Annotated in this window: 11 protein-coding genes; 7 read left to right on the top strand and 4 right to left on the bottom strand. The window is 32.4% G+C overall.

Annotation, left to right across the window (positions count from 1 at the left end):
* Window positions 1-64 precede the first annotated feature (64 nt).
* The 4 genes from RGRSB_RS07675 (at window position 65) to RGRSB_RS10195 (ending at window position 3375) form a co-directional block, all read left to right on the top strand.
* Window positions 65-766 (top strand): phosphate ABC transporter permease, encoded by a 702-nt coding sequence (locus RGRSB_RS07675; RefSeq protein ID WP_119260533.1) that lies wholly within the window; start codon window positions 65-67, stop codon window positions 764-766.
* A 202-nt stretch (window positions 767-968) separates the two neighbouring features.
* A complete protein-coding gene (locus tag RGRSB_RS07670) occupies window positions 969-1940 on the top strand; it encodes a glycosyltransferase family 2 protein (protein ID WP_119260532.1) in 972 nt (323 codons plus the stop codon).
* A gap of 20 nt (window positions 1941-1960) precedes the next feature.
* Window positions 1961-2959 (top strand): glycosyltransferase family 2 protein, encoded by a 999-nt coding sequence (locus RGRSB_RS07665; RefSeq protein ID WP_119260531.1) that lies wholly within the window; start codon window positions 1961-1963, stop codon window positions 2957-2959.
* Window positions 2960-3237: 278 nt separating this feature from the next.
* Window positions 3238-3375, top strand: a complete 138-nt coding sequence (locus RGRSB_RS10195; protein WP_172582074.1) for a hypothetical protein — start codon at window positions 3238-3240, stop codon at window positions 3373-3375.
* Between the two features lie 664 nt (window positions 3376-4039).
* Here RGRSB_RS10195 and RGRSB_RS07660 read toward each other — a convergent pair.
* The gene (locus tag RGRSB_RS07660; RefSeq protein ID WP_119260530.1) at window positions 4040-4756 is read right to left on the bottom strand and encodes an NnrU family protein; all 717 of its coding nucleotides are present in this window, start codon (window positions 4754-4756) and stop codon (window positions 4040-4042) included.
* A gap of 205 nt (window positions 4757-4961) precedes the next feature.
* Between RGRSB_RS07660 and RGRSB_RS07655 the strand changes: the two genes are divergently transcribed.
* Window positions 4962-5960, top strand: coding sequence for a LysR family transcriptional regulator (locus tag RGRSB_RS07655; protein ID WP_119260529.1), 999 nt, complete (start codon window positions 4962-4964; stop codon window positions 5958-5960).
* A 15-nt stretch (window positions 5961-5975) separates the two neighbouring features.
* On the opposite strand, the gene RGRSB_RS07650 is transcribed toward RGRSB_RS07655, so the two are convergent.
* Together RGRSB_RS07650 and RGRSB_RS07645 are read right to left on the bottom strand one after the other, a co-directional pair.
* Window positions 5976-7514: a bifunctional pantoate--beta-alanine ligase/(d)CMP kinase gene (locus tag RGRSB_RS07650; protein WP_119260528.1), complete on the bottom strand. Its 1539-nt coding sequence runs from the start codon at window positions 7512-7514 to the stop codon at window positions 5976-5978.
* A 153-nt stretch (window positions 7515-7667) separates the two neighbouring features.
* On the bottom strand, window positions 7668-8627 hold the full coding sequence (locus tag RGRSB_RS07645) for a septal ring lytic transglycosylase RlpA family protein (protein WP_119260527.1): 960 nt from the start codon (window positions 8625-8627) through the stop codon (window positions 7668-7670).
* A 1237-nt stretch (window positions 8628-9864) separates the two neighbouring features.
* Here RGRSB_RS07645 and ileS point away from each other — a divergent pair.
* Window positions 9865-12744: an isoleucine--tRNA ligase gene (gene ileS, locus RGRSB_RS07640; RefSeq protein ID WP_119260526.1), complete on the top strand. Its 2880-nt coding sequence runs from the start codon at window positions 9865-9867 to the stop codon at window positions 12742-12744.
* A 1828-nt stretch (window positions 12745-14572) separates the two neighbouring features.
* On the opposite strand, the gene polA is transcribed toward ileS, so the two are convergent.
* Window positions 14573-17497 (bottom strand): DNA polymerase I, encoded by a 2925-nt coding sequence (polA, locus tag RGRSB_RS07635; RefSeq protein WP_119260525.1) that lies wholly within the window; start codon window positions 17495-17497, stop codon window positions 14573-14575.
* A gap of 1714 nt (window positions 17498-19211) precedes the next feature.
* Between polA and RGRSB_RS07630 the strand changes: the two genes are divergently transcribed.
* Entirely contained in the window at window positions 19212-20558 is a 1347-nt protein-coding gene (locus RGRSB_RS07630; RefSeq protein ID WP_119260524.1) for a Mur ligase family protein, read from the top strand.
* Window positions 20559-20628: the final 70 nt, after the last annotated feature.

Raw genomic sequence — 20628 nt, 5'->3', positions numbered from 1 at the left:
GGACCAATTCAAGATTAATAATTTAGTTCAGGAATTGTATGATTTTCCAATTATCAAAACTTAGATGTTGATCCCTCTGACTCGCCAAGCACTCGAGAAAATTATTCCCGCTATTGCAACAGGAGCACAATATGCATCTTGTTGGGGAAAAGCGCGGGATGTCTTAAGACGGTTATTAATTTCTGTGGTTGCTCTAACTATTTTCTGGTTAATTGGAAAACTCCTAGGTTCAGGAAGCGTAACCATTAAACTTATTTTCGACATTATTGCTGGATTATATTGGCTGTGGAGCCCTATTTACTGGGCAAATTTACGCAATAGTAGTTACCGTCGCTTTCCCTATAGTGGATTTTGGCAAGGACGAGTATTAGATATCTATCTCACAGAAGAAATTGTTGGAGAAGAACAAACTGTCAACAAGCGTGGGGAACTAGTCGTCATTGAGAACCGAGAACGGCGAATCAATCTCGAAGTTGGCGATAACGAACAGTTCAGGGCTAGGATAAAAGCTCCCGTCAAACGAATTTATAAGGTCATTAAGCCTGGAGACGTAGCAGAAATGATAATTTTATCAAAACAGTCAGATCTAAGCCAAATTGATAAAATTACAGATGTTTATCTTCCACAACATAATCTTTGGTTAGGAGAATACCCCTATTTACGAAGGGATGTTTTTACTCAGGTGAGTGATGAACTAGAGACAGTCAAGGGTAAAAGAACGTACAAAAGACATCATCCTCATCGGGTTCAACGACGTAGACGTTAGCTACAAAATAAGGAACAATATGTTATGGTTATTAGTCAATAAATAATTATTCAGCTGAACTAGATATTCTTTTTTTTTAAAAAAAACCAAAAATATTTTAGAAAAAACCTAATCAAGATTCTAATCATAAAAACCCATTAAATGGAACTTAAATCAACAGTAAAAGTTTACTTATAAATTAAGTTAAGAAATTATAAGCGTTATGTTAAATAACAGAATTCAATCCCTAAAATTTTCTTCAACTCACTACAAAGTTGCCGTTCTAATTCCTTGTCGTAATGAAGAATTGACAATCGCTCAAGTAGTGAAACAGTTCCGTCAAGAATTACCAGAAGCAGCGATCTACGTTTATGATAATCGATCCACCGATAACACTGTAGCACAGGCCCACGCCGCCAAAGCCATTATTCGCTGTGAACCTCAACCAGGAAAAGGAAATGTTATTAGGCGAATGTTTGCTGATGTTGAAGCAGATATTTATGTTTTAGTCGATGGAGATAATACTTATGAAGTTTCTGCTATTGGGGGACTAATTGAACAACTGATTACAAACCGTCTTGATATGATGGTAGGTGCGCGTCGTTCTGCAATCGAAGATAAAGAAGCTTATCGTTTGGGCCATCGCGGGGGAAATCTTTTTTTGACGAGTGTGGTTAAGCTACTGTTTGGAGCTCAACTCAAGGATATGTTGTCAGGGTATCGTGTTTTTTCTCGACGTTTTGTTAAATCATTTCCGGCCCTATCGAGTGGATTTGAAATCGAAACTGAATTCACCGTACACGCTTTAGAATTAAAGATTCCTTTTGCAGAAGAATATACATTATATGGGTCCAGACCGCCAGGTTCAGAAAGTAAGTTGAAGACTTTTACGGATGGTTGGCGAGTTTTAGGTACGGCTATCCTTTTATTCAAAGAAGCACGACCATTTTTGTTTTTCGGACTAGTTTTTATTGTTCTCGCTTTAATCTCAATTCTTTTAGGTTTGCCCATATTTGGGGAGTATTTAGCAACAGGGTTAGTTCCTAGATTTCCTACTGCAATTCTAGCGGCTTCTATGATGTTACTAGCTTTTTTAAGCTTGACCTGTGGTATGATTTTAGACTCGGTTGCCAGGGGTCGTCGTGAAATAAAACGAATGGCATATTTATCTCATTCATTACTAGAATTGAATTAATTTTCACCCAGATAATCTAGATGAAACCTTCATTTTCTTCCGAAAACTTAACTCTTAATAAGAAAAATTTAACTCCTGAAGTTTCAATCGTAATTCCTATTTTTAATGAGGAAGAAAGTATTGAACAGTTAATTAGAAGAATTATTGCAATCTTAGCCGATTGTAATTTATCTTATGAAGTGATTTGTATTGATGATGGTTCTCAGGATAAATCTTCTCATATTTTAAGCGAACTAGCTCAAAGATTTAATAACTTCAAAGCGATTGTTTTACGTCGAAATTATGGACAAACACCGGCAATAGCAGCCGGTTTTAAATATGCAAAAGGAAAAATAATTGTAACCTTAGATGGAGATTTGCAAAATGATCCTATAGATATTCCGAGATTGATTAACAAGTTAAATCAGGGTTATGATTTAGTTAATGGTTGGCGAAAAAATCGAAAAGATAATGCCCTAACTCGGTTGCTTCCTTCTAAGATTGCTAATTGGGTTATTGGTAAAGTAACAGGGGTGAATCTTCATGACTATGGATGTTCTTTAAAAGCCTATCGTTCAGAATTAGTCGCTGACATGAATCTTTACGGTGAATTACATCGATTTTTACCAGCTTTAGCTTATATTGAAGGAGCGAAAATTACGGAGATGCCTGTTTCCCATCACCCTCGCCGTTACGGTAAAAGTAAATATGGGTTAGGGCGAACTTTTCGAGTTGTTATGGATTTATTAACAGTTTTCTTTATTAAGAAATATTTAACTCGCCCTATGCATGTTTTTGGATTATTTGGACTTGGTTCAACTATTTTGGGTATAACATTAGGGAGTTATCTAATTTTTCTCAAATTAGTATTAGGGCAAAGTATTGGTCATCGTCCCTTACTGATTTTAGCAGTATTATTAGTGTTAACTGGGGTACAATTGTTGAGTTTTGGATTGTTAGCTGAATTAGTAATGCGAACCTATCATGAATCTCAGAAACGTCCAATTTATCGGGTGAGAGAAATCATCGGCAGCCACTAAGACTAATCATTCAAAACTAACTATTTTTAGGAGCAAATCATAAGCATAGGGACGATCTAGAAACTCGATGTTTATTCGAAATCGATTTTTAGATGAAAATAAAAAGGAATGTTGGGTAGTTCTTCTTTATAAAGCTTTTCTGTGTATAAAATAATAACTCAATAATTTGTTCAAATATAGTCAATTTTACTTTAATAAAACTTTTAATTTCCTTTGATCACGGGAAGCTATCGAAATCGTAATCGCCCAAGCAGGAGGAACCCTGAAAAAATACGCAGATGAATGATATTTTTGTCAAAACTTGTAAAGATAAGAGAGTTATTCCCCTGCTCAGTCGTCGTACCCATGCTCTGAATCAATGGTTAAATCAATTGGACCAAGATCCACTTTTATTTAACTCAACCTGGGTATCATAATAAAGTCGCCTAGGCGGCTGCTGTAGCCTACCCTAATGTTTCTACATAAGGGATAAGTCTAAATTAATAGGTTTTTGTTACCATCAAAATAGCTGCTTTAGCCGTGATGAATGAGTTGAGAATTGGATTTTTAGAAAAATTTTCCTTATCTTTGATAAGTGTTACTAGTGGGTAGAAAAATTCGGGAAAAATCATCTTTTCTGGTCGAGTTATTTCCTTCTCTTAATAGAAGTCTCTAATCTCAATTAGTTTTAAAAACTAGAGAATAAATCGCTTTTTTCTAAAATTTATTTATTTAATCTGTTTTATTATTAATCCAATAACTTCTTTAAGATTAGTCTCTTCAAGACTTAGCTTTGTTTAAAAAGTATTTTTTCAGACTTTCTCATTCTAAATTAGCTAAGATTAAATTAAATGTTTCAAAATTGGTATGATTTAAATCACCTTATCTTAAATCTAGTCTGAATAAATTGGTTCTTGTCTCTATCTTTAAGATTGATAAAGTGAGTTTTCTGTGACCACAAATAATCTTTTACCCGAGAACATGCTCCCCTAAGGTTGGCGTTAATTATATTTTTTTAATTTTAATTTACTTATTTTAATTTTAATCAAGAAAAAATCACTTAAATTACAGTCTTTTAAGTTAGCCCCTGATAATCTGAAATTACCAGTCAACTTGAGAAGTTACTTGTATTAACCAAGGATGTCCCCACCAGCACAACTCTATAAAAATGAGAATCCCTAGATAAGCTGGTTTAAAAAACTCCTGTAATTTTAGAGTTTGACGACCATCAAAAATAGCTAAGAAGGGAATAATAGAAGTCCGTTTTTTAACGTCAATAAAAGCCTCTCCATAGTGTTTTTCAAGACGATAGTCTCCATGCCAAACGGCAAATAAATGATGAGTAACTAACCCTAATGATGTCACCAAAGTAAAGGTAGTTCCTAGCCATAGAGTATGAGTAATACACCAAATCACTTGACCAACCATTTGGGGATGGCGACAAATTCGAAGAATACCTGTTTCATAAAGATGAACTTGGGGTTTAGAGATCGCTGCAATTTCCAGAAGATTAAAAGTAGCTGGATACAAAAATAAAAAAGATATAGCACTAAAAAGCCAAACGAGAGCTTTAACACCATGATTTCTTTGAAATTGCCATAGAACCAAACCATCATAACGATGATTGAAAAAGTAAATAATTAAAATTACCGCCAGGGGAATATTGATAAAGGCAAACATAACACGATAAGGTCTCGGTCCAATTTTATTTTCTCCCCAAGGACGCAATGCTGCTAGTCCACTATGAACAATAGCAAATACTAAGAGTAATCCTAAAATAATTCCATGACTTGGTGTTAACCAGGTTAGTAAAGCCATTAGTATTTTTGTTTTTGATTAAAAAAATCAGTCAAGTTTGGGACCTCTGTCAAAACCATACTAAAGGATTTTGATCCCCATCGTATGTTACTGTCATTTTCAGTAGGGATAAGTGTCCACTATTGAGGATATCCCGTCATCAAAATTAAGTTAATAGTTAAGATGGCTTTCTCGGTTAACTCCTTGCCTATTTTTTAAAAAACCTATGGTAGACATTCCCTTTACATTAGATCAACTCCGCATCCTTAAGGCTATCGCCTCTGAAGGGAGTTTTAAACGGGCGGCAGACACCTTATATGTTTCTCAACCGGCTGTTAGTCTCCAAGTTCAAAATTTAGAAAAACAACTCAATGTCCCCTTATTTGATCGAGGTGGCCGCAAAGCACGATTGACAGAAGCTGGACATCTTCTACTATCTTATGGAGAAAAAATCATTACTTTGTGTCAAGAGACCTGCCGAGTTATCGAAGATCTACAAAATCTTCAAGGAGGGACCTTAATTGTAGGGGCATCCCAAACCACGGGAACTTATCTTCTTCCTAGAATGATTGGCTTGTTTCACCGAAAATATCCCGATGTTTCGGTGCAACTTCAGGTTCATTCAACCCGACGGACTTCTTGGGGGGTGGCAAACGGACAGGTAGATTTAGCGATTATTGGAGGAGAAGTTCCGACTGAACTACAAGAAATCTTAAAAATCTGTCCTTATGCTGAAGATGAATTAACATTGATTTTGCCGGTTTCTCATCCTTTGACTAAGGTAGAAACTATTCAAAAAGAGGATTTATACCGCCTTGATTTTATTGGATTGGACTCCCAGTCTACCATTCGCAAAGTGATAGATAAAGTGTTAAATCGCTGTAATATCGATACCAAACGTCTCAAAATAGAGATGGAACTTAACTCGATTGAAGCCATAAAAAATGCGGTTCAAGCAGGATTAGGTGTCGCGTTTGTTTCTATTACAGCCGTTAAAAAAGAATTGGAAATGAAAGAACTTCATGTTGGCCGCATTAAAGATATAGAAGTCCAGCGAACTCTGTCTGTAATTACCAACCCAACTCGTTACCGTTCAAAAGCGGCCGAAGCATTCATTACGGAGATACTACCAGAATTTTCCACTTATAAAGAAACCTTGGATTTCGAACTTGTCCCCCCTTCTAATGAGGCTAATTCGTTAAAAGAACCTGTTTCTAAAATGTGATTTAGGGATAATCAATCAACATGAGGTCTTGTGACGATGATAAAGATAAATGATTTTGTCTGTCACTTCTTTTATTGTCAGTCCGTCAGTATTAATAGCAATAGCATCAGCAGCTTGACGTAAGGGAGCAAGAGAACGATGACTATCTCGATAATCCCTTTTTTCAATCTCTTGCTCAAGTTCTTTTAAGGTAATTCTATTGTATCCTTGATCTTGAAAGTCTTGCCAACGCCGTCTGGCGCGTTCGGCTACTGAAGCTGTTAAAAAAATTTTAAGGTCGGCATCAGGAAAAAGATTAGTTCCAATATCCCGTCCTTCTGCGACTATACCCCCTTTTTTTCCAAATTGTTGCTGATAACGAACTAATTTATCTCGTACAGCCCATTGTGCAGAAACTTGAGAGACTAAGGCAGTTACTTCGGGAGTACGAATCACTTCTGTGACATCTTCACCATTTATTTTAAGACGAGGAAGTGTGTCGTCTGTTGTGCAGATAAATTCTAAGGTGGCTTGAGAAACTAATTCCGCAATCTCTTCAGGAGCGTCGGGAGAAACTCCTGAACGTTTCACCAGCCAAGCAATTGCCCGATACATAGCTCCCGTGTCTAAATAAAGCAAATTCAAGGCTTTAGCCACTAGACGGGTAACGGTAGATTTCCCGGCACCAGCCGGTCCATCAATGGCAATAATAGGTTTACGAACCCGAAGAATGACATTATCAATTAAACGGGTTGAGCCAACATAAGCTGCTATCGCCAATAATCCAGTATCTTCAATTTTGTCTAGGATGGTTAAGGTATCAGGATCTACCAGAGAAACATATTGCATCTTAACCCCAGAATTTAATCCTAATTCTTGCTCAACGATATTAAGCAGTCGTTTTGCAGTACGTTCCCCCTCATCAAAAGCCTGTTGTACTTTTTTGAGTCCTTTAAATAAAGCTAGAGCTTGTTCTCGTCCTTCTTGACTTAAGTATTGATTACGGGAACTATAAGCCAGTCCCGACGGTTCTCTGACAATCGGACAGCTTTTGATCGTAACTGGTAAATTCAAGTCTTTAACTAACTGCCGAATGATTGCGAGTTGTTGAGCATCTTTTTCTCCAAAAAAAGCAACATCAGGATTCACAATAATCAATAATTTCGTGACAATAGTAGCAACTCCTGCAAAGTGTCCAGGACGAAAGGCTCCACATAAAGAGGAGATCATTGACAGAGGTGGTATTACTGTAGTGGTGGGCTTCTGAAGATTATTCTTCATACCCATCTCTTGGGGCGTGGGTGCAAATACTACCTTTACTCCTAATTCTTTGCACAGTTGACAATCCTGCTCCCATTGTCGAGGATACTGTTCTAAATCCTCATGGAGTCCAAACTGAAGAGGATTGACAAAAATACTAACTACCACAAGATCAGTTTCAGTGACAGCACGACAGATTAGACTGATGTGTCCAGGATGTAAAGCTCCCATCGTGGGAACTAAGCCCAAAGATCGCTCAAAGGGTTGATTTTTTAAATAGGCACGTAACCCGGCTACAGTTTTAAAAATACGCATCTTTATTTATTGGGTCGTCACGAATGGATTAGGACGCATAAGGTAGGGGGCAAAAGTTAATTTCGCCAAGGGTTGTGTTGCTTCTACTGATGTCAAACACCTTAATGTCTGCTGCGGTAACTGGAAAAATTTTTATTCACTCATTACTAATTATTATTTTAAACGTCCTAAAATTTCGATTTGTACTGGAGCTACACCGCTCCCCATCAAACCGATAACTCGGGCTGCGCCTTTTGATAAATCAATAATCCGTCCGTGGGCATAGGGACCACGATCATTGATACGAACGGTTATTGAACGACCATTATTAAGGTTAGTCACCCGAACTCTCGTTCCAAAAGGAAGATTTTTATGAGCTGCTGTTAAACCATTTTGATTGTACCGTTCTCCATTAGCAGTCAAGCGACCGTGAAATCCAGGACCATACCAAGATGCCATTCCTTTACGAGGACTAATTCCTTGTTTTTTAGCTCCTACTATTACCATTTCTGGAGCAGCTGATGGAATATTAGCAATGGCATTTAAGGGGAGTGCATCTCCCATCAACCGACGTAGGCGATTTGTAGCTTGTAGCGCGTCGACCGCCAAATTGTTCGTAGTGTCTGATAAAATTGTCTGACCGTCAATGGTAACAAGTTCTTTATCACTTAATTTGATTGTGTAGGATTTATTTTTAGCGTTTGTACTAACAGTGATATTCTTGGAGTCAAATTGTTTATTATGACTAACTTTGTTTAAGCGTTTAGCGACAGCTTTAGCCCGGTTCATAACATCGGTGTCAGCTGGGATTTGTTCAGAACTGTTTTCGCTGTTTTTAATTTTGATGAGCTCGGCTTTTGTACCGATAAAAGTGAGAATAGGTATTGTTCGTACTCTGAGCGTCACAACTAATTTAGATTTCCACTGATGGGGATGGAGAGTAACTATCGCACTTTTATCGGAACTTTCTGTTGTTGTTATAGTCTCTCCCCTTAGGAGTTCTCTTTGGTCATTAGTTTTATCTCTAAAATAAGATGCCACTGAGCTATTCAAGGACCCGCATAAAAGGAGTGGTGTCCCTAAACTGGTAGCTAATACTATTGCTGCTATTCCTTTCCAAGGTTTTTTTATCATGGGTGTTTTGTTAAGTGAGTAGTGTAATCCCTCGAAATCTCTATGATTCAGTGAATTGGGCAATGTCGACTCCTTACGGAACTGCTTTACACTTATTTAAACTGTTACACGGTAACACGAATTTTTTATAGAGTGTTTTCTTATAATTGGTTATATAGATTTCTATCAATAGTTTTTTATACTAACGACTTCATCAATTATTATGGTCAGCTTGACCGAGTTGACTCGGCATTGTCGATGATAGTTGTTACTTAATTGTTGAACAATCTAATGATAAAGTTTGACCACTCATTCAATAAGCGTTGTATGTATAGTATAAAAAATGTCAAGATAATATGTATAGACAAAAATACACAATATATTTAATTTAATCTTCAAAGAAGAAAATAACTCTTGGAGTATTTAATTAGAATTTTTAATAAATTTTTAAAAAAAATATAAGTAGTAAATGTAATTTATAAAAATTTTTACTATTTATAAATTACTAGAAATTAAGTATTAATTTGAACCTAGATATTAGTAATTGAAAATCTGTTAGTTTATTTTATTATTTTGTCAATTAAATTTTATTGATGCTGATATTTTTTTTGTAAAATTGTATTTTCTACTACTTAGATTTATTATTGATTTTCATCATAGCTGTAACTGAGACGGTAACAGTAAACATTTTTTTGAAAATTGATATCATCTTATTGCCTTACTTTAAGTTAAATAATTTTTAAATTTTATGTGTTTTATTAATTATTTTATGGCTAGACTATTCCATAATAGAGAAGCAGTGTAAATTTTAGGAGTAAAAGTATTTAATAAGTAAAATTAAGAATATTTATGAATATAAAATTGTTTTTACTACAAAAAATGTTTTATTTTCTATATTTTATCTTAAATAAGTCTAAATATCTTTTCTAAATTTATAAGTTGATTTAGACTTTTTTACTAAAAAAATAATATGAAGATGAGAATAGAGATAATTGTTTGTATAAAAATGTACAATACAAGTATTTTATTTGGATAGACAAAACACAATTGTTGTTTTATTTAATTCCATAGACTCTAATAAAAGCTGTATATATAGAGTTGAGTCTAATTGAAGGGATTAGGCATTGATTTAATTATTAAGAGGATATATACGCCTTACCACAACTTAAAGGATTAAGTTTTATCAATATGGATAACTTTTTCCTTGTAATATCATTAGAGATAGTAACCACCTAATACAAAAATTGTTATTACCGCAGTGATAGAACCTAAAAGCTACAAGGATACCGTAAACTTACCCCGGACTGACTTTAGTATGCGCGCCAACGCCGTCAAGCGTGAGCTTGAATTACAAAGATTTTGGTCAGAAAACAAAATTTATGAGCAGATGTCACTAAATAATTCAGGAGACCTATTTATCCTCCATGATGGTCCACCCTACGCTAATGGCTCTCTCCATATGGGTCATGCATTAAATAAAATCCTTAAGGACATCATCAATAAATATAAGCTATTGCGGGGTTATAAAGTTCGCTATGTTCCAGGGTGGGACTGTCACGGACTCCCTATTGAATTGAAAGTGTTGCAAAGTATGCAATCTAAAGAACGGGAGAGTTTAACTCCTCTTAAACTTCGCCAAAAAGCCCGTGATTTTGCTCTTAAAACTCAACAAAAACAGGCAGAAAGTTTTCAAAGATATGGAATTTGGGGGGACTGGAAAAACCCTTATTTAACCCTAACTCCTGAATACGAAGCCGCACAGGTTGGGGTATTTGGTGAAATGACACTTAAAGGCTATATATATCGAGGACTCAAACCAGTTCACTGGAGTCCTAGTTCTCGGACTGCATTAGCTGAAGCAGAATTAGAATATCCTGAAGGTCATATTTCCCAGAGTGTTTTTGCCGCATTTCCTGTTACTAAATCTTCAAAAATTGCTCAAGAGATTTTAAGTCCATTTCTCTATAATTTGGGAGTTGCTATTTGGACAACTACCCCTTGGACTCTTCCTGGTAATTTAGCTATTGCTCTTAATCCCGACCTTACTTATGCTGTTGTTGAACTAACTTCTGATCTTTGTAGCTATCAATACCTCATTGTTGCAGCTAATTTAGTGGAACGTTTATCGGAAACTTTTGGGACTTTTCTAAAAGTCAAAACAACTTTTCAAGGAAAGGCTTTAGAACATACTGTTTATCGCCATCCTTTGTATAATCGAGAAGGTGAAATTGTCATCGGAGGAGACTATGTTACTACAGAATCAGGGACAGGTTTAGTTCACACCGCACCTGGTCATGGACAAGAAGATTATATGGTTGGTCAACGGTATGGCTTAAAGGTTTTATCTCCAGTAGACGATCAGGGAAACTTTACAGAAGAAGCCGGACAATTTGCAGGATTAAATGTTTTAAAAGATGCTAATAAAGCTATTATTGATGAATTAAAAAATCGAGGATCTCTACTTAAAGAAGAACCTTATTTACATAAATATCCTTATGATTGGAGGACAAAAAAACCAACAATATTTCGTGCTACAGAACAATGGTTTGCCTCGGTAGAAGGTTTTCGTAAATCCGCTTTAGAGGCAATAAAATCTGTTAATTGGATTCCACAACAAGGAGAAAATCGCATTACTCATATGGTAGGTGATCGCTCAGATTGGTGTATTTCTCGTCAGCGTAATTGGGGAGTTCCTATTCCTGTTTTTTATGACGAAGAAACTAACAAACCTTTATTAACAGAAGAAACTATTAATCATATACAAGCTATTTTTTTAGAAAAAGGTTCTGATGCTTGGTGGGAACTTTCTGTTGAGGAGTTACTGCCAAAGAAATATAGTCAAGATGCTCATAAATATCGCAAAGGAAATGATACAATGGACGTTTGGTTTGACTCTGGTTCCTCTTGGGCAGCAGTAACAAAACAACGGGGAGAATTAAAGTATCCAGTAGATATTTATTTAGAAGGAACTGATCAACATAGAGGGTGGTTTCAATCAAGTTTATTGACTAGTGTTGCTGTTAATGGAATTGCTCCCTATAAAACGGTATTAACCCATGGTTTTGTCTTAGATGAAAAAGGACATAAGATGAGTAAGTCTTTAGGAAATATCGTTGATCCATTTATCATTATAAATGGAGGTAAAGATCAGAAAGAAAATCCTCCCTATGGTGCTGATGTACTGCGGTTATGGGTATCATCTGTCGACTATTCCTCTGATGTACTTATTGGTCAGAATATAATCAAACAACTTTCAGATACTTACCGAAAAATACGTAATACAACCAGATTTCTGTTAGGTAATTTAAGTGATTTTGAGCCAGAAAAGAATACAGTTACTTACTTAGAGTTGCCAGAGTTAGATAAATACATGCTACACCGCATCACTGATGTTTTTGCAGAGGTAACTGATGCGTTTGAAAAGTTTCAATTTTTTCGTTTTTTTCAAACAGTTCAAAATTTCTGTGTCATAGATCTATCTAATTTTTATCTGGATATTGCCAAAGATAGACTCTATATTTCTCATTTTGATGCGTTGCGTCGTCGTAGTTGTCAAACGGTGTTAAAAATCGTCCTGGAAAATTTAGCTAAAGTGATCGCTCCCGTATTGTGCCACATGGCTGAAGATATCTGGCAATCCTTGCCCTATAAAACTTTATACAAGTCTGTTTTTCAGTCAGGATGGGTAGAGCTAAAAGAACAATGGAAACGACCAGAATTAAAAGATTACTGGGAAAAATTACGGCTAATCCGTAGTGAAGTTAATCAAGTAATAGAACAAGCTAGAAAAGAGAAAGCAGTGGGGTCTTCTCTAGATGCAAAAGTGTTACTTTATGTCTCGGACCAAGACTTAAAAAAGCATTTAAGATTGTTCACCTCTAATAATACTTCAACGAGCAATCAAGTAGATGAATTGCGCTATTTATTGTTAGCTTCTCAAGTAGAATTAGTTGATAGTATTGAAAATCTTCAAAAGACAGAGTACCAAAGTAAGTCTGAATTAGTTTCTGTTGGGGTAATTAAAGCAGATGGACATAAATGTGATCGCTGTTGGAACTACTCAATAAAGGTAGGAGAATTTGGTGATAATCCTACTATTTGTGAACGATGTAATGCGGCATTAATGGGTAAATTTTAGAAACTTCTTAAGGTGCGTTAATTTAGTTAACACACCTTATTTTTAATATAAACAAATAGCGACTTATGCTAAAAACTCAATCTTTTAAAAAAAATTTTAAAGTTTTTTGCTCTATATATACTAGTTTAATACTTTTATATAAGTAAGATTTATATATTACTTATCATTAAGAAAATTATCAACAAAAACATTACTAAGTAAATTGATAGTAATCAATAAGATTTTAAAGTCATAACTATATGTTTTGCTGATTATTATTTTAGAATAATTATTAATAATTAAAATTTAAAGATATAAAAATAACTCTTATTTTCCGTATTTATAATATTTAATTAAATTAAACAATTACCTAATTATTTATTTAATAAATCTTATAAATTTAATTCACTACTAAAATTTTTGTCTTTAAAAAAATTTATAAAAAAGTATATTTAAGTTATTTAATTTTTTAAAAACTATTTAATAATAAAGGTTTTATAGTTTCTTGATATAGAGGAAAAATCATTTTTATTAAAACTTAATATAAAAAAATTATTTTGTTTATTTTACAATCAAAAACTATATTTATATACTTAGAGATTATCCTTGTAAAACTGCAAGTTTTTAATATATAAACCATTAACAATATACCTTTATAGATAATCCTTCAAAGGAGGAGTTCTATTTAATGCAGAATGTCTGTCTATGGTTTACTCTAAACCAAATATAATTCATTTAATTTATAGTAAATACACTATAAAAATATTCCAAAAAATACAAAAAAACAATGGTTACTATCTAGATTTTTATATAAAAAAATATTAGATATTTCCATAATTATATAATTAATTAAAATCTATCACAAACCTAATAAATAAATTAATAATTTTACTTACAATTTTTTATTTAATTAATTTTTAATATACTAAAAAACAAAATATTTAATTTTCAATATCGTAAAAATCATATGTTCTATAGCAGATAATTAAAAAAAAAAAGCTTATTTTATTTGCATAAAAAAAAGTTTATTTCATAGTTATAAATGATAGTTATTTATATTTTTTCTAGTAAAGAGCAGCTACTCAAAGTAGAGAAAATTTAACTTATTATCATTGCCTAAATTTTCTGTAATTTCTTCTTTTATTTCATAAAATACTCCAAAGCAGAAAATGTATAGTTAATTAACTCATTATTTAAAATAATAAGTTAATTATTTAATTAATAAAAAAATACTAATAATAAAGAAATAAGAAAGATTTTTTAAAAAAAACTAAATTAAGATGAATTATAGATCAACTGTAACTTGTTTAATTTTTTAAAAAAAAATTAGAACAATTAGTTATATATTAACACAATAATAGGTCGTTTAGAGTACTTTTTAAATTAAACTCATGGTGAGCATAAGCTAAATATTTTAAGTAGTTTTTAAAAAAATTAAAAATTAATTAAACAAGTAGATAGATCTAAATATTCTAAATTAACGATATTCAGTAGCTATATATTAAGCAGTCATATTGTATCAAAAATAAAAAACTACAGACGATATTCAATAAATAAAATTGTAAGTTAGTAAAAGCAATTAAAATCGAACAAAGTAAATTTATTTATATATAAATAGTTTTTTGCTAAAAATATAATTATTAAATTCAATCTTCTACGGACTATCTTAAAGTAGTAAATATTGAACAATAATTGCAATCAGTTAATAAAAATAAGTAAGATTAAATTTTAATTACACCTCAATAGAGTAATAATTTTTATATCGCAGTTTATTTAATTAAAACAAATGTATTGACTTTATTTTTTTATAAAATAAATTATCATAATCGCCAGTGATAGCCAATGATATTTATTTTGCTTCCATCCAATTGTTACCTGAATAAATATCAACCACTAAAGGAACTGTTAAAATAATAGCATTTTCCATAGTTTGTTTGATTTTTTTTTGTAATTCATCCCATTCCTCTAGAGGAACTTCAAAAACTAATTCATCATGAACTTGTAATAATAAATTTGCTTTATAATGACTTAAAATTTCTTGTATTTTAATCATAGCAGCTTTAATAATATCAGCACTTGAGCCTTGAATTGGTGCATTAGCTGCAGCACGTAGTAATTGAGCATCTGTATAATTTAGATGTAACTCGTTTAAATTAATATTTTTTGGATTAGTACCTTTAAGCTTTTTCAAACTGTATGTAACAAAATTAAAGTATCGTCTTCTTCCCAAAATAGTTGTTACAAATCCCCTAGTAATTGCTTCTTTTTTTGTCTTTTCTAAAAACTCAAATACCTTGGCATATCGCTGATGATACTTATCAATAAATATTTTTCCTTCTGCTGCTGTAACTCCTGCTTCTCTGGCAAACCTCTGAGCACCCATTCCGTAAATTACCCCAAAATTAATTGTTTTACCTAGATTTCTTTCTTCTGGTGTAATAGTTTCCTTATTAAATAATAGCTTAGCAGTTACAGTATGAACATCCTGACCATTTCTATATGCTTCTAATAATACAGACTCCTGACTTAAATGTGCTAGAATTCTCAGTTCGATTTGCGAATAATCTGCTGATACTAATAACCAATTTTCTTTCGGAATAAACGCTTGACGAAGCTTACGAGAAAATTGAGAACGAATGGGGATATTTTGTAAGTTAGGGTTAGAAGAAGATAACCTTCCAGTTGCTGTTACCGTTTGATTAAAGTTAGTATGAATTCGTTGGGTATCATCACGAACTAATGCAGGTAAAGCATCCACATAGGTTGATTTTAATTTAGATAAAGTACGATGTTCTAAAATATAATCAACAATCGGATGATCTCCTTGTAGTTTTTCCAAAGTAGCATGATCGGTAGAATATCCAAGTTTAGTTTTTCGGGATTTCTTGCGACTTAAATCTAGTTTTTCAAACAAAACTTCTCCAAGTTGTTTAGGAGAGCTTAAATTAAATTTTTCCCCTGCTTCTTGGTATGCTCGTTGTTCGATAAATTCTAAGTCTTGTTGTAATTGTTGAGACAATTTCTGTAAATAGTTAGTGTCAATACGAACCCCTGTATTTTCCATAACTGCCAAGACAGATTCTAAGGGTTGTTCCACTTCTATGAGTAATTTTTTTAAAGTTTCAATTGACTTTAATTCTTTTTCTAATTGATTAACTAACAAATAAGTAATATAAGCATCCATTCCACAATAATTTGCAACAATTTTAATATCTAAACTGGCAATAGTTTTCCCTTTAATAATTCCTAATTCTTTGTAACTCTGAGGACTGATTTCAGGTAAATATCGATAACATAAATCACTCAAATTATGACTCATTTCAGGATGCAAAACATAACTAGCTAACATGGTATCAAACACTACACCGGTCAGTTTAATTCCTTGATGATGTAAAACCAAACGGTCAAATTTCGTATTTTGAAAAACTTTAGCATATTGATCGTTCTCCAGAATTGGTCTTAATTTGTCTAAAATTACCTTTTTTTTTAGTTGTGTCCCTTTCGTATGTCCTGTAGGAATATAAGCTATGTCAGTTATTGCATGACCCCAACAACAGCCAATTCCAACTAATTCCGCATCTCTAGGTTCTAATGAGGTTGTTTCAGTATCCCAAGCAATAAAATGTTGAGATCCTATATATTGTTTGAGTCTGCTAACTAATTTATTTAACTGCTCTAAGTTTGTAATAATTTCAGGATTTATTTGTGACGAATTAAGATCGTCTTTAATGATTAATTCAGCAGGACTTTTAACTAATTTTTTACTAGGAAATAAAGAGAGTTGTCTGGGTTCACATCCGTATGTTTCTTGAAAACTTTCTTGAGAAAGAAAAATATTTTTTCTTTCAAAAATATTTTTTATCTTATCAATTTCTTTTAAGAACTTATTAAGTTCTAGCTTGTGTAATATTCTCTGTAAAGAAGATAGATCAAATCCTTTTAACTGGCACTGGCTTAAATCAATTTCAATCGGGATATTAGTTATGATTTCAGCTAAGTTACGAGAGTGCTCTGCATCTTTCATTCCCTCTCTTAATTTTTTATTATTCGCGCCCTTTATCTGATTTAGATTACTATAAATTCCTTGTAGATTACCGTATTTTTGTAAAAATCTTACAGCTGTTTTGTCTCCAATTCCCTTAACTCCTGGAATATTATCTGATCTATCTCCACATAGCGCCTTATAATCAATCACCTGAGTGGGTTTCACTCCTAGTTTGACTTCTACAGCTTTAGAATCAAATTCTGTATAACCTTCAGATGATAGATTCTTTATCGCATTTTTTTCTAAATACAAAACACTAACATTTTTACTTTCATCAACCAATTGAAAAAGATCGCGATCACCGCTTAGAATTTTAACTTGATATCCTGATTTACTCCCTTGATTTGCTAAGGTTCCCAATACATCATCCGCTTCATAACCTGGACAAGTCACAATTGTTATATTTAAAGCCATTAATAATTCTTGAAGATTTTCAATATCATGAATAAAATCTTCAGGAGTTTCTTGACGATTTGCTTTATAGTTAGCATCAATTTTATGGCGGAAAGTAGGTTCTTGTCGATCAAAAGCAATAGCTAGATATTGAGGTTTTTGATCTATAATAACTTGAATTAATGAATTTAAAAATCCAAAACAAACACTGGTAGGAATTCCCGTAGAAGTATGTAGAGGACCATGTTTAGCTTTAGCAAAAGCATAATAAGCCCGAAACGCTAGAGAATGTCCATCAATAAGAATAAAAAGTGGTAAAGATTGCTGAGCCTGCATTGTAAAAATTGTAGATTGGTCTCCTTCAATTTTAACGTATTTCTTTTTCAGAATAATTTTTATTAGCTTAACTTAGTAGTACTTGAGAACTGTAAAAATTAGCAAAAATCAGTAAATAACTCACTGATTTAAACTCTTATAGTTAAGTTAAATTGTATTAGTAAATCTTGATTTAATTTGGTAGACTTAATATTTTATTAATCAATAGTATATCGATACTAGCAAAGCTTTTATGTCAAAATTGAAAATATAAATACAAAGTTTATTTATCAATTAAAGGTTAGTCAAAAGTTATATTTATTAGACGAATAATAATATCGCATATTTTATATTTAAATTAAACTATATTAGGCTCAATATCTACATTTTATTTATATCTATGGCATCAAATATTCTACTAAGTTTAATGAATAAGATTTTAAATTAAGTAGTACTCACTATTCCTATCTAATCTAAAATTAGATAGGAATAGTTCTATTTATAGAAAAATAGACATAACAACAATTTACATTTATTTTGATTTAACCAATATAAAACTTAGTTGTAATAATGAGTTGACTATTAGGTATTTTTCTTAGATAAAGAAAGTAATTTATCTTTAAACTCAATTAAATCTCATTCTATGAAATTTATATAAAAATAAACAAAAGAAAAGTTAAGCTATCTCAAAAATAAGAAATATAGTTAAAAATAATAAAGTAATTGAACAAGAAATAGAAATAATGATTAAAAATCTAGGTTGATAATTATAAATATAAAAATATTAGAAATCGAAATGGTTATTATATACTGCTGATTTATATAAAGAAATAAGTGTAGTCACTATACACACAAAGAAATCTGAAGAAATAGTAGGATAGCTGGAGCTTTAGTATAAAGAAAATCTAGGTTTTGAAAACCTCTACAAGAATGTTGTGAATAAATTAATGTTAATGTCACCAATTGAAATAATATCAGATAGATTTTATTCTCTGAAATCATTTAAGACTCAATTAAACAAATCTTTAAAAAAGTTTAAACGAGAATTTTACAAAATTTTAAGCACTAATAAATAAGCAAAAATCATATCAATTTTAGATTATATAAAAGTAAAAAATTTTCTAAAAAACAAAGTAAATTTGAGCAAAAACAGAAGTTAAAATTAAATATAAGCATATAAAACTTTACTAGTCCTCTTAAAAATATATCCCTTAAAAAGAGAGTTTAAACAATTATTGACTAAAATTTAGACTGGTTATCAGATTTATTAAAATCGGCTGATTAATGTAAAAAAACTTATTTATTGCGGCTAAAAAGCTATGAAACAATTAGATTAAGTGTTGAGTCTGGAGAAATCATCGTCTATTTTGAATAAAAAAAATAAACAGTAGTAAGAGTAAGAAGTTAATAATAAATCGAAGTTGATTAAGAAGAGAACTCATAAGATTAAAAATTACGTGAAGCCTTATCTCCGAAGTCTCCCAATTCAAAACTAGTTCGGTATAACGAGTTTTTTCAAAAAATCAGTACGAAGAGATTATCATCATATGACTGTAAGATAGATAGTGTACCAAACTACAAAGTTTTGTAAACGCATCAATATCTTAACTCATAAGACCGAGTGTTATAAAAGTTCACAAGATTTAAAATTAGGTTTTAATTTCTATGCTCTTAACAATCTTCCTCTAATCGTTCATAATTCAGAGAGCAGATAAATACTAATCATAAAAGACTGATGAATCAAGTTGACCGTATTCGTTTAGGGTTAGCAGTGGCAGTAGCTAAGACGGTCACCGCCGTAGTTCGCTTGCTAAATTTAGGAGCAGCTAGCGTTTTACCTGGATCAATCGCCCGTCGCTTTCATCCCAAACTATTATCCTTGTTGTGTGAACAGGTCAAACAAGGAATTATCTTGGTAGTAGGAACTAATGGAAAAACCACCACTTCTCTATTGTTACGAACTATTCTTGAGAACCAAGGGTTCAAAGTTGCTCATAATGATACTGGAGCTAATTTAATTAATGGCTTGCTTACTGCTCTATTAAAAAATACCAATTTAATTGGTAAATTAATAGTCGACTATGCAATTCTAGAAGTTGATGAAAATATCGTATCTTTATTACTTAAAGAATGTCAACCTCGAATAATTTTAGGGTTAAATTTGTTTCGAGATCAACTTGATCGTTATGGGGAAGTTGATGCTATTAGTCAACGATGGCTTACAGCACTAGATCTCCTTCCTTCTAACACTACTGTTATCCTTAATGCGGATGATCCATCTCTCTCTTATTTAGGTCAGCAATTATCGCAGAAAATCCGTTATTTTGGCTTAAGTGAACCAGATTTATATCTTAAAGAAATTCCCCACGCTGTTGATTCTATTTACTGTCCTCATTGTGGTTGTACTCTTGATTATCGAGGTATTTACTTTTCTCATTTGGGAGATTTTAATTGTCCTAGTTGTGGATTTACAAAAAGTAAAACTGTCTTTTCTAGCAAAGCTTGGCCACAAATTCTGGTTGGAGTTTACAACAAATATAATACTTTGGCAGCTGGATTAGTTGCTCAGGAATTAGGAATTGAGATGGCACATATTCTTGACAGTATTAAAAACTTCAGAGCAGCTTTTGGACGGTCAGAAGAATTGTCTATTGATGGCAAAAATATCCGCATTTTGTTATCAAAAAATCCTGTAGGAATGAATGAGACAATACGTGTTGTTAATGACTTAAAAGTAATGGGAAAGGTTTCTACAACTCTAATGGTCTTAAATGATCGCATCCCCGATGGAACTGATGTTTCTTGGATTTGGGATGTGGATACGGAAAAATTAATTAATCTAGGAGGGACTTTAATCGTTAGTGGAGATCGTGTCTATGACATGGCGCTAAGATTAGAATATAGCAAAGAAACTCTTACTAATTACCAAAATCCAGTTCAATTAGTTATAAAAGAGGACTTGGAAGAAGCTATTCAAACTGCTTTAACCTTAACTCCCTCTAATGGAACTCTACATATTATCCCTACCTATTCTGCTATGTTAGAAGTACGAGGCATCTTAATAGGTCGTCAAATTCTCTGAATAAATTAATTGAACTTATGTTTTTTTTATAAAAATTTGGATATTAGTTTTTTAAAAATTAAGTTTTACT

It is taken from the genome of cyanobacterium endosymbiont of Rhopalodia gibberula, assembly GCF_003574135.1.
Taxonomy (GTDB): Bacteria; Cyanobacteriota; Cyanobacteriia; order Cyanobacteriales; family Microcystaceae; genus Rippkaea.
Note: the sequence above shows the minus strand (reverse complement) of the source record. Positions and strands in the feature narration are given on the sequence as shown.